Origin of the sequence: Enterococcus sp. DIV0167, from assembly GCF_050541555.1 — a bacterium.
In the GTDB taxonomy this organism is placed as follows: domain Bacteria; phylum Bacillota; class Bacilli; order Lactobacillales; family Enterococcaceae; genus Enterococcus; species Enterococcus faecalis.
Genome location: NZ_CP172933.1, coordinates 850,001 through 863,695, shown reverse-complemented (window position 1 = coordinate 863,695; position 13,695 = coordinate 850,001). Strand labels below are relative to the sequence as shown.

The following is a 13,695-nucleotide window of genomic DNA, read 5'->3' as shown; positions in this document are numbered from 1 at the left end:
CAAAAGTGCTATGTTAAAGTGAGTCAAACAAACTTGAAACGCTGATACACGTTGTGAGCAGAAGCACTTTATAAGGATTAAACTGTGACGAGTAACCGCTGGACTGACACTATGCGTCGCTCAGAGCTGAACCCTGTTTCCTCTGTTTGGCTTTTTAGCATTCTATTTCTACCTAATTTTAAAGCAAGTTAAACCCATTGTCCTTTCAACATAATCTGGCGTTTCTGTGGTTTTCTAGCAATCACTTCTGCTGTAGAAGCTGCTTCTGTAAAGATAAAGTTTGCTTCGTCGCCTTCTGTAAACCAAAGACGTTCTTCTTCAAATGAAAAAGGTGCTTCTTTGCCGCAGCCATGGACGTAAGCTTGAGTAAGTTGCTCTTCTGTAATCTTTCCTGTCATTTCACAAAAATTACGTAATTTTTCAAATAAATCACCTGAAACATTAGAACTCCAAGAGTCAAAAAAGCCATCACTACCTAAATGAACCGATACACCAGTTTGGCGTAACACATCAATTGGTGGCAATAAATAACGAGGATCATAGGGAATTGTAGACATAATCGCCGTTTGATGCGTTGCCAAGCGTTGGTATAGTTTTTCTTTTTCTGCTGGTCGTACATCTAGCAGCGCAAAGGCGTGACTGATAGCGGTTCGCTGAGTAAATTTTCGTTCTTCCAAAATGTCTAAAAATTTATCAATTGTATAAACACCCACTTCCCCCGTATCATGCAAGTGAATATCGATTCCTACTTGAAATTCTTCTGCCAGATCGAAAATGGTTTCTAAAGATTCTTCAATTGCATAATCAATGCCTGCAGGATCTAAACCGCCAACCATTGTTCCACCATTTTTTAGGGCTTCTCTCATGAGTAAAACCGTTTGGGGATTTTTTAATAATCCATGCTGTGGAAAGACAACAATATCATAATCAATCACATGCGCATATTTTTCTAAGGCTCTTTTGACGCCCCAGAAGTTTTCTAGTTCTACATAAGGATCAATGTTGACATGTGTCCGAATATAAGAGGCTCCATACCCAATCAATTTTTCAATCATGGCCGTCGCTCGTTGTTCTGTTGACGGCGCTAACAATTTAAGTTCACTGGCTTCGTCTGCTAAACGCTCTTTTAAATTCTTAACAGGTTGGCTAGCACGCCAGCCTAATGAAAGGTAGGTTTTATCTAAGTGGTTATGGCTCTCTTGAAAAGCGGGAATAGCCAGTTGTCCGTTTAAATCAGTTCCTTGTTGCTTTTCAGTGACTTGATTTTGCGGAATAATCGCTTGAATTTTGCCTTCTTGAATCGCTAAAGTATAGCGTGCGGTTTTAGTATACGTTAATTCGTGGTGGTCTTTAGCAAAACCAGTTTCTAAACGAACATTATTCAAATAAACAATGGATGCTGTCATTCTCTTTCCCCCTTTTGAACGGCTTCAACCAGTTGTCCTTTTAGTATCAGTTGTTGGATTGGCTGTTGGCGTGCAATCACGTGAGCAGTGCTCTCAGCATTAAATAGTAGGAAATCTGCAGAATCGCCGACGTTAGGCCAAACTCGCTGCCCGTTAGGATCAAGAGGCGTTACAAAATTACTCGCTAAGCCCCATAAACGATTCAAGCGATACTCATCGCTAATTTTAAATCTTTGAGCGGCTGTATTTAATTTTTCTATTGTATTGCCACTGCCAAAAGGCGACCAATGATCCGTCAAACTGTCATGAGCCACGGAGATCTTAACACCTTGTTCAACCAAGGTTGGAATCGGCATGGTGGGCATTCCAATCGGTACAGTCGAAGTCAAATCAATCCCTGTTTCGATGAATTTTTGCGCAATGTCTCTAATTGCTGCTTCTTCTAAGCTCCCCAAAGCTAAAGCATGACTTAAAGTAACTTTGCCAAACATCTTTGCTTGTTCTGTATAATCAACAAATTTATTAAATTCATAAAGTCCCAAAGTATCACGGGCGTGTAAATGAACATCAATTTTTTTATTAAATGTGGTAGCTAATTCAAATATTTTTGCGATTGAATGATCCACATGACGATCCACAAGGGCTGGATCAACGCCGCCGACATGAGTTGCCCCCATGCGTAAGGCTTCGCGCATCAAAGGTTCGACTTGTGAGCGGAGTAATCCGTGTTGAGGAAAAGCCACAATTTCATGAGTAATGTATTGTTCATATCGACTAAATGCTTCTTTAGTGATTTCAATATGTTTCGTTCCAATAGATGGATCTACATTACAATGACTGCGAATATGATAATGGCCTTGTTGAATATACTGCTCAATAACTTGGCAAGCACGTTCTAAACTAGTTGGTAATTGTTCAGGTAACAGCCAAGTTTCTTCTTCAATACGTGTTAAAATTCCTTTCGTTAGTGGACGACAGGCCTTCCAAGGTCCCCCAAAATACGTTTTATCAATATGAATATGCATTTCTCTTAGAGCAGGTAAAACGAGTTGCTGATTCACATCGATAACTGTTTCGCTCTCTAAAGGCCTTAACTGCGGTGCGACCGCAGTACAGACCTCGTTTTCAATTCGAATATCATAGCTAGCTGTTTCTGTCGCAACAATTCGCTGATTCACAGTAGAAAATCCTGTTTCTAATTTACAGTTTTTTAAAAGCATGACAAACCCCTTCCTACCTTCATTCAATTAGTTAACATAAGCCCATTTTAAACTGTACGTAGGTCCAAATGAATGCCAATACAGATCCTTGATTTTTTGATTAGCTAATACAGAAATGCTTCGATTGTAGATTGGTGCTAAAACCGTTTCCTGATTCACCAAAATATCTTGTGCTTGAGCAAAGTCATTTAAACGAGCCTCTTGATCAGCCGCATGTGTTGTTCTAGTCTCTTGGATTAATTGATCATACGTATCACTCTTGAACGTTACGCCGCCCAAGGTACTATCCGAAGTAAAAATGCGCATAACTGTTAATGGATCACGATAATCGGTTCCCCAACCAGATAATTCTAAATCATAGTCTCTCGTTTGATCACGATCAACACGAATAGTAAAAGGAACTTGAGTAACATTCACTTCTAATCCGTCTAGATTTTCTTCCAATTGAAATTGGAAAAACTCAGCAGCTTTTTTGGCGCTGTCTGTATCATCTGTTAAAAATTCTAATTTGATTTTATCCAGCCCAATTTCTTTTTTCCCTTTTTCCCAGAATTCTTTTGCTTTCGCTGTATCGTAGGTTAAGTAGTTATTTTTCTTAGCAGCTAGTTTTGTGAAATCTGTTCCATCTGGCGCAATCGTTTGTCCCGGCGGAATTACTTGATCTGTGGCCGTTGATTGATCTTGCAAGACTTCTTTTACAAAACTTTCTTTATCAAAAGCTTGTGCCAACGCTTTACGAATATTGTTGTTCGCTAAAGCCGGATTTTCTTTTCCATCACGAACACTGTTCATTTTTAAAAAGTATGTGACGAATTGAGGAATTGAAAGAAAGGCTGGATTATCAACATAACCAGGAATAAATTCACCACTTAGCTTATTCACTACATCCAATTCATTCGAGTCAAACAAATTCACCGCTGTCGTTGGGCTCTTAATTACTGAAACTTTTGCTTCTGTTAATTTAACTTTTTCAGCATCCCAATACGTATCATTTTTTTCGTAGGTCCAGTCATCGGAAGAGGCATTATCCCATTCTTTCAATTTAAAAGGACCATTATAAATCAAATGTTCTGCATCAGTGGCATATTTATCCCCTTGTTCTTTGATATATTTTTCATTTTGCGGAAACAAAACAGGAAACGAAAGCAAAGATTTCAAATAAGGGGTGGGCCGCTCTAAAGTTATTTCTAACGTTTTATCATCTAGCGCCTTAACCCCAAGAGTATTCACATCTGCGCCTTCTAAAGCAATTTCCTTAGCATTTTTAATGACATCAAAAAATAACGCTTGATGAATCGACCCTGATTTAGGGGAAGCAACTTGTTGCCATGCATAAACAAAGTCATTTGCTGTTACTGGATCATCATTCGACCATTTGGCATCTTCTCTAATCTTAAATGTATAAACGGTTTCATCTTCAGAAATCGCTGGTTCTTCGGCAGCGACCCCCAACTCTAACTCGTCTTCTTTACCTAAAACATAGAGTCCTTCATAAACTTGATTCATGACTAAAGTCGAGGTCGTATCCCCCGCTGTGTGTGGTTCCATTGTCGAAATAGCCGCTTCAGAACTAATTGCAATTTTTTGTTCCGCTGCTTTGTTACTATCAGCCGAGTTTCCCGTTCCCGCCTGACAAGCCGTTAAAGCTAAAAGCAAACCGACACATCCTAACATTTTTAATTTCTTCATACCGATCCCTCCATTTTACAAACTATAACCTTCAAAGTTACCAGAATTTTCTGATAAAATATAGAAAAAGAAGCATATCCGATAAGAGTCTCAAAAAACTTACAAATTATAGAAATACTTGAGAAATTTAAAGTAGCTGAAACAATAGTAAAAGCATTAAAAATTAAGTATACTATTGCTATATCTTTAAACGATGCGTTTCTATAGGTTGTAAGCGCTGATTGTTCTTATTTGGTCACTTGTGACTACCAATCACGTGATGACTTGGAACTTTTTTCTATTAGTATAAGGATACCTTATTTTCCCTAAAATAGTTTTGTAACATCTTACAATAAATACACTTAATTTTTAGATAATTCATACAAAAGGAGGCCTTGCTAATGATGACGGTCAATGATCTACTCCATGCAGAAGAACTACCTGGTTTAACCTTATTGACGCACGAGACCAATTTAGATGCGCCAATTCTACAAGCAAATATTTTAGAAAATCCTGATGCTTTTGACTGGTTAACGCCAGGAGAAATTTTATTAACTACCGGCTATATTTTCAAAGATCAGCCTTGCTTGCAAAAACGTCTTATTCAAGAACTAGCAAATATGAACTGCGCTGCTCTAGGCTTTAAAGTCCAACGCTATTTCAATGAAGTTCCACAAGAGATGATCCAATTAGCGAATGACGTCGGATTACCAATTCTCTCAATCCCTTATAATTACAACTTTTCTCAAATTATTTCATTGGTCAATCGCCGAGTCAATCAACCTGACGAAACGATTAGCCAACATTCTGTTCATATGCATAATAAATTTTATACAATTATCAAAGCTGGCGGAAAAAGTACCCAATTACTGGAAGTATTAAGTGCCGCGATTCAAGCGCCTGTAATGCTTTTAGATGAGCGTTTTCAGATTATGAATCATTTTGATTTACCTGATGCGCCAACAAGAATCACCAGTATTTTAAACAACGCGACTCTCAAAAAACAGTTTGAGACAGCTTTAAAAGCCCAGAACAATGAGCTACTATTATTTTATAAAGAACCATTGACTGTTGAATTTTCCTTAGCGAACCATCAGTTATCTTTGCGAATTTTACCCATCAAAAAGAAAAATCTCAGCTTATCTTACTTAGTGATTTGGCAAACTACCAAAAAATTACAGACGATTGATTTATTATCTGTGGAGGTCTGTGCTCACTACCTTTTACCACAACTTCAATTAGAATCTTCGGAAAATTTAACAACGAGGCAAAAGATCGGGGCGCTGTTTCAAGACCTTATCCAAGAAAAAAATACCAATCCTCAAGCTTGGCAAGAATTTAGTAATTATCTGCAATTAAATGAAAAAGATACATTTAGTCTCTTGCTTGTAGCCATTGAACAATTGGAACAACTGTTTAATCCGACTATTCAAATGAATAGCATTGGCCATCAATTGAATCATATTTTAGAAGGATATCGACAAAAAATTACTGCCTTTCCTACACAAACTGGCTTTATTTTATTACTAGAAAATCCAGCACAAGAGGAAGCCACCTACCTTGCACAAACCACTCATCTTGCCAAGAATTTACTAGAGCAACTAATGAAACTGAATCCAAAATTATCATTTAAATTAGCGATTGGGCCAACTGTCAAAAAAATCACCAATCTGTGTGATTCTTATAAATTAGCACAAGAAACATTCCACTTAGCACAAGCAAGTCAAGAATTACAACAACGAACTATTTTGAATTATGACGACCTCTTTTTTTATCGTTTAATGATCGAAACCCTGACCAAAAAAGCCAAACAAAAAATATATCAACGATTGATTGAACCATTAGAAAAAGAAGATCAAAAACATGAAAGTTCCCTACTAGAAACCATCAACACCTACTTTCAATCGAATAAAAATATTTCGTTGACTGCCACAAATATGTATGTACATCGTAATACAATTATTTACCGCTTAAAAAAAATAGAAGAGATTCTTCACTTAACTTTAGAATTTCCTGATAGTTCGCTACAACTAAGTTTGGCTGTTTATTTATATAAACAAAAATTACTATAAAAAGGCCACCACGAATAGTAAATCGTGGCGGCTTTTTTAACTGTTTCAATTTTGTTAGCGAATAATCATTACAGAAATTGGTGCATATCGAGCCATATAAGCTGCTTGGCTACCAAAAAAGCTTTTTAATTTGCTAGTTGACTTGGAGCCAATAATTAACAAATCTGGTTTATTCAAAGGAATAAGCTTATTAATAATTAATTCTCCTGGGTTCCCTTCATTGACAATTACACTTACTTTATCGATGCCATTCGCTAACGCTTCTTGTTGATATTTTTCCGTTTGTTTCTCTAATTTCGCCAACTGTTCTTGCCAATAATTTTTATCTAACGATTGGTAAACATTAATCTCTTTCTCTTCTAAAATCGAAACAATAACCAATTCAGCTTGTTCTTCTTTTGCTTTTTGGATAGCATAATGAAATGCTTTTAACGCATCTGGCGACTCTTCAACACCAACCATAATTTTTGAAAATTTCATTATTTAACCTCCTCTACTTGTTGCTCCATAGCTGCAAGCTGCTGTGCATATCGTTTATCGCCTTTATATAATTCCACAACCGTCCAAACTAACAAGAGGATGACGAGTGCTATGATGACATAGGCAATATTATCGGCTAACGTAATTTGACTCGCTGTCGGATTATCACCGAAAAATCCTTCAATTTGATCAGGTAAGCCTTTCATATTGAGGTAAATTAAGCCAATGACAGAAACCCAGCCTAACAATTTAATTAACCACGAGTTTTTAAAATGTTCACCCATTTCAACACGGCTATCTGTAAACATCAGTAAAGGCAACATAGAAAATGGCAAAGCAAATGCTAGAAAAACTTGTGAATTGTTCATTAAATTATTAATCGCGATATGCTCTTCCACTGTACTTTTCCCGCTGGTCATTAAAACACAGATTAAGACAGGAATAACAGATAACAAACGTGTGACCATCCGACGTAACCAAATTGGCACGCGCATATGAATAAAGCCTTCCATAATGATTTGACCAGTTAACGTTCCTGTAATTGTTGAATTTTGTCCTGATGCCAATAAGGCTACCGCAAATAAAATTGATAAAATTCCAGAACCTGCAATATGCGCTAAAATAGAATTACTCATAACCGCTGGATTTGATAAAGCATCAAACAAACCAAAGAATGAAGGATCTTTGACACTGCCGGATTTAAAAACGGCCACACCCATAATCAATAACAAAGAGTTAACAAAAAATGCCATCGTTAATTGAATATTAGAATCCCAAGTTGAAAAGCGTAAAGCGCGTTGAATATCGGTTTTATCTTTACGATCAATTTTACGACTTTGTACAACAGAAGAATGTAAATACAAATTATGAGGCATCACTGTTGCACCAATAATCCCCAATGCACCTGTCAGTGGCGTTTGCCCATTCACCGCATGTGATGTAGAAAAAGCTTCTGCGCTAGGAACCAGCCCTTTAATTACATCTCCCCATACTGGATTTGACAATGCCACTTGATAAGCAAAAATCACAAAAATAACAACAATTAAAGCAACAACAATAGCTTCAATTTTTCTAAAACCAATTTTTGTCAATAACAACAAAAGTAAAACATCAAATACCGTAATGAAGACAGCCAGACCTAAAGGAATATGAAATAATAAATATAAGGCAATTGCGCCCCCGATAACTTCAGCGATATCTGTAGCCATAATTGCTAACTCTGTTAAAATCCATAATACAATACCTAACGTCTTACTAGTTCTAGCACGAATCGCTTGTGCTAAATCCATCTGTGAAACAATGCCTAATTTAGCAGCCATATATTGGAGCAACATTGCAATCAAACTGGAAATTAAAATAATCGACATCAATAAATATTGAAAATTTTGTCCCCCAGTAATTGAAGTAGACCAGTTTCCTGGATCCATATACCCCACTGCTACCAATGCTCCTGGACCTGAGTAAGCAAATAACGTTTTCCAAAAACTCATATTTTTAGGCACGTCGATGGTGCCATTAATTTCTTCAAGCGAAGGACCATTTGCATATTCAATCAAATGATGTCTTTGCTTTGGTTCATGTTCTTCTGAATTTTTCAATTCAATTCCTTCTTTCGTTTTGCAATAATTTTAAAAGGCCCTTCCCGTTAGAAGGTTAACCTCTAATATATTTTAGGTACACCTAAAATATACTGCTAAAAATAACAAAATGCAAGACTTGAAAGAAAATTTTGACAGTGTAAAAATAGATTGTCGTAAATGTGCGGTCTTAAAGTTTGAAGAAATCAGGGTAGCTGGTAGTTGATTATCTTAAGAAGTAGAAAATAAGAGACCTAAGTCATTTCGGCTTAGGTCCCTTATTTTATTTTTATTCGGTTATTCTATTAAGAATGGTTGCTACAATTTCTGTCGTGTCAGCTGAATGATTTCTAAAAATCTCGGTAAACTGAATCTGACGAAAACCTTCAAGTACTTCGGGCAACTTATTTTTCCCCCATTCAAAAGTTCCATCATTTCTTTTCAATAATCTCTGTAAAATTTCTTCTTTCTCGACCGCTAACAAAAAATGATAAACGTCAATGCCTGCTCGTCTCAGATATCCAATCAGCTCTTCTTCATATTCATTTTTATAAAGGGTCATTGGAACAATAATCGGCCGTCCAGACTCTTTGGACATTCGTTTTAATAAATGAGCATTCCAGCAACGCCATTCCTGATACTCTTGAAAATCATTTTCTTTCATTTCTTCGGGAACTAGCTCCATCAATGCACTACCAATAATTTCTGGATCATAAATGATTGCATTGGGAAGTTTTTGTTGTAACTCATGTGCAATGGTCGTTTTTCCGGCTCCAAACGCACCGTTTAACCAAATAATCATCATAATTTCCTTTCTTCTGAACAAATTTCTTTGTTGTTTAATTTAGGTGCTAGATTACTTTTAATTTTTTTAGCCATTCACTTATAGTTACTACTTACATCTTTAACAGTAAACGAGACAAACTAAAAATACAACATCCTACGCTATTAACCTCGGGTTACATAACATACTCATCTGATAATTTCTCCCTAAAAAAACAGAATGTGGGCAATCTTTTTAAGAATCATTGAATAGAATAACAACAAACAGTAATTCAGGTATAACCAGCTAGAAATTGTTTTATTTTTAGTCACGAGTATGATAAGCATGTAAATCAAATAGAATCATATTAGGTGAGGTTACTCTGAAGAACACAGGTTATCGCTCGGAAATGTCGAGAGACAGTAACGAGTAAAGCAGGGATTGTCGAATTAAGGCTTTCCTAAGATAACTAGAATTTTTTTCTTACGTCTCAGAAAGCCAAAGCTCAATTATTGTGATTACCCTATAATCTTCTTCTTTTATTCGGCGACCTCTTTAATATGATTAATTGGAGGTTTTTAAATTGAAAGCTGTCACTGCATCATCTAAGAAAAATACCCTACTTGCTAAAAGTATCGGGAATCTTACCTTACTCATCATTTTAGGCATTTTCATTTTTATCATCGTCTTCTCTTGGCTAAAAATGAATCGCCCTCTTCACACCCTTCCCTCAGAAGAATTCCTCGCAACACCAAGTAAAACAGATGATTTCTTATCTCCATCAAATCTTTTTTACTTTTCAATTCGAACCATGTTTCGAATGATTGTGGGGATGGCTTGGTCCTTCCTGTTTTCCTTTGTTTTTGGTATTTTAGCCGTAAAATATAAAACGGCAAGAAGAGTCATTTTACCATTAGTTAATTTCCTTGAATCTGTTCCATTGCTAGGTTTTTTGACCTTTACAACTGCTTGGTTACTTGGTTTATTTCCAGGAAATGTGATGGGCGCAGAAGCGGTTGCTATTTTTGCCATCTTCACAGGTCAAGCTTGGAACATCATGTTGACTCTTTATCAAATAATGGAAGTTATTCCTTCAGATTTAGTGAATGTGACCGATCAGTTCAAGTACAATGCTTGGGAAAAATTTTGGCGTCTTGAATTTGTTTACTCAATTCCTGGCTTACTTTGGAACGTTATTATTTCTCAAACTGCGGCTTGGTTTGCCTTGGTGGCCAGCGAGCAAGCTTCTGTTGCCTTTCCTAAAGAAACCAACCTTTATTTACCAGGAATTGGTTCTTATATCCAAGTAGCATTAAATCGAGCCGACTTTAAATCCTGTTTATGGGCTGTTTTTGCCTTATTAATCAATGTGGTGATTTTAAACTTTTTAGTTTTTCAACCTTTAGTTCGAGCCACTTATTATTTTAAATATGAAACAGATGTCGAAAGTACAACGCCACCTAAATCTATTATTTATCATTTATTAAAAAAAGCAACTTTAACGAAATACTTTTCAAAAGCTTTTGTGAAATTCAGTCATTTTTGGATTTACGATTTACCAAAAGTTTGGTACTTTTTCAAGCTAGACTATCTCTATCGATTACTAGCAAAATTACGCCATTTCTTCAAAACATTATGGTATGTCAGCTTAACCATTGTCGGGGTTTATTGTTCTATTAAGCTCTATCATTTTTTGCCCCATCAAGATTTCAGCATGATTCCAAGATTAACCCTTTATACTACGCTACGGGTTACCTTGGCTATGGTCGTTGCTGGCATTCTCTTTACTCCCTTAGCAATCTGGGTTGCGAATGATAATCGGCGCTTAAGTATCGTTCAACCGATTGGACAAATTTTAGGCTCCATTCCGTCAAATGTTTATACTCCATTCATTGTGTTGATTATTAGTATGGGCTTCAACAAATTAGAATGGTGGATTTTACCACTCATCATGGTTGGTTGCCAATGGTATTTTTTCTTTAATGTAATTGCTGGCTACTTAGCCATCCCTGATGATATTCGTGACGTAACCAAACTTTTTAAATTATCTAAATGGCAATGGTGGACAAAATTTTTGATCCCTTCTATTTTACCTTACCTCATTACAGCAATTATTAACGCTGCTGGTGCTGCTTGGAACGCTGATATCGCAGCAGAAAGCATTCAATGGGGAAAAAAATCAATAGATGTTACTGGCCTAGGACAATATATTGCGGCAAACGATGGTGTAAAAGATAAATCTGCCTTAGGAACCTTAGCGATGTGTTTCGTTGTTGGTTTATGTATCGCCTTTGTTTGGCAACCTTTATATCGAGCAGCAAAACAAAAATTTCACTATTAATAGCTGGACGACTCAACTCGACTAAATTTTTAAGATAAACTAGAGAGGAGAACGATAGGTGATTTCCCTTTGCCTATCTAATAAGACGATGGAAAATAAAGAATTATTAAGCATAAAATCAGTATATAAAGAATTTGAAATTGAAGGACATTCAGAACATTTAAAAGTCCTTGAAAATATTGATTTAACGGTTAAAACGAATGAATTTTTAAGTATTATCGGACAATCAGGAACAGGAAAATCAACGTTGCTCAGAAGTATCGCTGGACTTCTTCGTACAACTAGAGGTGAAATTACTTTTGAAGATAAAATCATTAATGAGCCTGATGCCAATATCGGCATGGTTTTTCAACATTTTGCCCTTTTTCCTTGGTTGACAGTTGAAAAAAATATCAGCTTTGGCTTAGAAAACCGTAAAGAAATTTCCCGTGAACAAATAAATAAAAGAGTCAGTAATCTCATTGAAATGATTGGTTTAACTGGTTTTGAAAAAGCATATCCCAGAGAGTTATCTGGTGGAATGAAACAGCGTGTAGGCTTTGCTCGTGCTTTAGCCATCGAACCTAGCTTATTGCTCTTAGACGAACCTTTTTCAGCTTTAGATATCATTACAGCCAGCCAATTATCCAACGATTTATTAGAAATTTGGTTAAACAATCAAATTGCGACTAAATCAATTGTAATGATCACGCATGACGTTCAACAAGCAGTCCAACTTTCTGATCGGGTTGTATTAATGGATGCAAATCCTGGTCGTATTGCCAAAATTTACTCAATCGATATCCCCAGAAATCAACGTTCGCCAAAAACAACCATTGATATTGTAGAACAAATAACAGAAGAAATGGTTCGTCGCATTCATTTGTAAATAGAACTGTTTTGACTTCTGCTTATGTCTTGACAAAGAGTTACTTAAAAGACTATTATTTCTTTGTAATAAGTTAGGTGAGGCTCCTATACAAACATAGGCTATTGCTCAGAAATGTCGAGAGACACCAATGAGTAGAACAAGACTGGTCGAGGAGAAGGCTTTTCTCAAAATAGCTAAGAGTGATCTTTACGTTGTATAGTGCTAAAGCTCAACGTTCATGTTGATGTATCTTTTTAGTCTCTAGTTAATCAGTTAAGTACTTTTATTTAAAATTAAGAGAGGAGTGAAAGTATGACTACTATGTTAGCAATCATTGGAACTGTTGCAATCATCACAGTTCAAGTTATTGAATATAATATGACAGAAATTCACATTCCTACTGCAGGAACATTTAATGACGATGATGCAGAACCCCCACATTCTTCTGTAACCCTTGTATTTATTCGCACTATACTTATCACTCTCTCACTTAACTTTCCATCTCATTTTTTTGAGATGGTTTTTTTATGTATTCGAGAAAATAATAAACAAAAAAGACTGTTAAATCATTGATTTAACAGTCTTTAGTATACCGGCGGCCGGGGTCGAACCGGCACTCCCGTGAAGGAACTGGATTTTGAGTCCAGCGCGTCTGCCAATTCCGCCACGCCGGCAAGATATTTTGGAAGGCGGTAACCGGATTTGAACCGGTGATGAAGGTTTTGCAGACCTCTGCCTTACCACTTGGCTATACCGCCATATTCCATTTTTGTTACAAAAAAACTGGGGTAGCTGGATTCGAACCAACGCATGACGGAGTCAAAGTCCGTTGCCTTACCGCTTGGCTATACCCCAATAAAATTACAAAGGGCGACCGATGGGAATCGAACCCACGAATGCCAGAGCCACAATCTGGTGTGTTAACCACTTCACCACGATCGCCGTAATCTTAAAAAGTGTATCTATTAAATAATTAAATGGCAGGGGCAGCAGGAATTGAACCCACACCAACGGTTTTGGAGACCGTTGTTCTACCTTTAAACTATGCCCCTAAAATGGAGGAAAGTGGATTCGAACCACTGAACCCTAAGGAACGGATTTACAGTCCGTCGCGTTTAGCCACTTCGCTATTCCTCCATAAATGGCGTGAGACAGAGTCGAACTGCCGACACACGGAGCTTCAATCCGTTGCTCTACCAACTGAGCTACCACGCCTAAAACAAAAGCTTGTTCAAATAATTTTCAAGTAACAACATTAAATGGCGGTTCCGACGGGATTTGAACCCGCGATCTCCTGCGTGACAGGCAGGCATGTTAA

General features: G+C 36.8%; 10 protein-coding genes, 8 tRNA genes and 2 riboswitches (1 of these 20 running past the window's edge). Of the genes, 4 read left to right on the top strand and 14 right to left on the bottom strand.

Annotated elements, in window-relative coordinates; all coding sequences use genetic code 11:
- Positions 1–188 precede the first annotated feature (188 nt).
- From IGM09_RS04290 to IGM09_RS04280, 3 genes are read right to left on the bottom strand one after another with little or no spacing between them, the layout of a single operon-like run.
- Entirely contained in the window at positions 189–1,406 is a 1,218-nt protein-coding gene (locus IGM09_RS04290; RefSeq protein ID WP_010815950.1) for an amidohydrolase, read from the bottom strand.
- On the bottom strand, positions 1,403–2,653 hold the full coding sequence (locus IGM09_RS04285) for an amidohydrolase family protein (RefSeq protein WP_016618214.1): 1,251 nt from the start codon (positions 2,651–2,653) through the stop codon (positions 1,403–1,405). The genes IGM09_RS04290 and IGM09_RS04285 overlap by 4 nt, the downstream gene beginning before the upstream one ends.
- Complete coding sequence (locus IGM09_RS04280) at positions 2,654–4,315, bottom strand: peptide ABC transporter substrate-binding protein (protein ID WP_002363656.1); 1,662 nt, start codon at positions 4,313–4,315, stop codon at positions 2,654–2,656.
- Positions 4,316–4,695: 380 nt separating this feature from the next.
- On the opposite strand from IGM09_RS04280, the gene IGM09_RS04275 reads away from it, so the two are divergent.
- Entirely contained in the window at positions 4,696–6,366 is a 1,671-nt protein-coding gene (locus IGM09_RS04275) for a PucR family transcriptional regulator (RefSeq protein ID WP_033624890.1), read from the top strand.
- 54 nt (positions 6,367–6,420) lie between these two features.
- On the opposite strand, the gene IGM09_RS04270 is transcribed toward IGM09_RS04275, so the two are convergent.
- The 3 genes from IGM09_RS04270 to IGM09_RS04260 form a co-directional block, all read right to left on the bottom strand.
- The gene (locus IGM09_RS04270) at positions 6,421–6,846 is read right to left on the bottom strand and encodes a universal stress protein (protein ID WP_002358161.1); all 426 of its coding nucleotides are present in this window, start codon (positions 6,844–6,846) and stop codon (positions 6,421–6,423) included.
- The gene (locus tag IGM09_RS04265) at positions 6,846–8,444 is read right to left on the bottom strand and encodes an Nramp family divalent metal transporter (protein ID WP_002382010.1); all 1,599 of its coding nucleotides are present in this window, start codon (positions 8,442–8,444) and stop codon (positions 6,846–6,848) included. The genes IGM09_RS04270 and IGM09_RS04265 overlap by 1 nt, the downstream gene beginning before the upstream one ends.
- Positions 8,445–8,712: 268 nt before the next feature.
- Positions 8,713–9,228, bottom strand: coding sequence for an AAA family ATPase (locus tag IGM09_RS04260; protein WP_002384763.1), 516 nt, complete (start codon positions 9,226–9,228; stop codon positions 8,713–8,715).
- Between the two features lie 314 nt (positions 9,229–9,542).
- Positions 9,543–9,710: riboswitch (M-box (ykoK) riboswitch) on the top strand.
- A gap of 44 nt (positions 9,711–9,754) precedes the next feature.
- Between IGM09_RS04260 and IGM09_RS04255 the strand changes: the two genes are divergently transcribed.
- From IGM09_RS04255 to IGM09_RS04245, 3 genes are all read left to right on the top strand, one after another.
- Positions 9,755–11,527: an ABC transporter permease subunit gene (locus IGM09_RS04255; RefSeq protein WP_033624889.1), complete on the top strand. Its 1,773-nt coding sequence runs from the start codon at positions 9,755–9,757 to the stop codon at positions 11,525–11,527.
- Positions 11,528–11,615: 88 nt separating this feature from the next.
- The gene (locus IGM09_RS04250; protein ID WP_002360638.1) at positions 11,616–12,395 is read left to right on the top strand and encodes an ABC transporter ATP-binding protein; all 780 of its coding nucleotides are present in this window, start codon (positions 11,616–11,618) and stop codon (positions 12,393–12,395) included.
- 62 nt (positions 12,396–12,457) lie between these two features.
- Positions 12,458–12,625: riboswitch (M-box (ykoK) riboswitch) on the top strand.
- Between the two features lie 64 nt (positions 12,626–12,689).
- Positions 12,690–12,950, top strand: a complete 261-nt coding sequence (locus IGM09_RS04245; RefSeq protein WP_002401593.1) for a hypothetical protein — start codon at positions 12,690–12,692, stop codon at positions 12,948–12,950.
- A gap of 17 nt (positions 12,951–12,967) precedes the next feature.
- Here IGM09_RS04245 and IGM09_RS04240 read toward each other — a convergent pair.
- The 8 genes from IGM09_RS04240 to IGM09_RS04205 form a co-directional block, all read right to left on the bottom strand.
- Positions 12,968–13,051 (bottom strand) — tRNA-Leu (locus IGM09_RS04240).
- A gap of 13 nt (positions 13,052–13,064) precedes the next feature.
- Positions 13,065–13,135: transfer RNA gene (locus IGM09_RS04235), tRNA-Cys, on the bottom strand.
- A gap of 25 nt (positions 13,136–13,160) precedes the next feature.
- Positions 13,161–13,232: transfer RNA gene (locus IGM09_RS04230), tRNA-Gln, on the bottom strand.
- A gap of 14 nt (positions 13,233–13,246) precedes the next feature.
- A tRNA-His gene (locus IGM09_RS04225) sits at positions 13,247–13,319 on the bottom strand.
- Between the two features lie 36 nt (positions 13,320–13,355).
- Positions 13,356–13,429 (bottom strand) — tRNA-Trp (locus tag IGM09_RS04220).
- A 4-nt stretch (positions 13,430–13,433) separates the two neighbouring features.
- A tRNA-Tyr gene (locus IGM09_RS04215) sits at positions 13,434–13,514 on the bottom strand.
- Between the two features lie 5 nt (positions 13,515–13,519).
- Positions 13,520–13,592: transfer RNA gene (locus IGM09_RS04210), tRNA-Phe, on the bottom strand.
- Positions 13,593–13,637: 45 nt separating this feature from the next.
- A tRNA-Asp gene (locus tag IGM09_RS04205) sits at positions 13,638–13,695 on the bottom strand; it runs 18 nt beyond the window's last position.

What these genes read in the sequence shown, in the direction of transcription:
- IGM09_RS04275 (WP_033624890.1), top strand. Translation starts at nt 4,696, where the DNA reads ATGATGACGGTCAATGATCTACTCCATGCAGAAGAACTACCTGGTTTA.
- IGM09_RS04270 (WP_002358161.1), bottom strand. Translation starts at nt 6,846, where the DNA reads ATGAAATTTTCAAAAATTATGGTTGGTGTTGAAGAGTCGCCAGATGCG.
- IGM09_RS04290 (WP_010815950.1), bottom strand. Translation starts at nt 1,406, where the DNA reads ATGACAGCATCCATTGTTTATTTGAATAATGTTCGTTTAGAAACTGGT.
- IGM09_RS04250 (WP_002360638.1), top strand. Translation starts at nt 11,616, where the DNA reads ATGGAAAATAAAGAATTATTAAGCATAAAATCAGTATATAAAGAATTT.
- IGM09_RS04245 (WP_002401593.1), top strand. Translation starts at nt 12,690, where the DNA reads ATGACTACTATGTTAGCAATCATTGGAACTGTTGCAATCATCACAGTT.
- IGM09_RS04260 (WP_002384763.1), bottom strand. Translation starts at nt 9,228, where the DNA reads ATGATGATTATTTGGTTAAACGGTGCGTTTGGAGCCGGAAAAACGACC.
- IGM09_RS04280 (WP_002363656.1), bottom strand. Translation starts at nt 4,315, where the DNA reads ATGAAGAAATTAAAAATGTTAGGATGTGTCGGTTTGCTTTTAGCTTTA.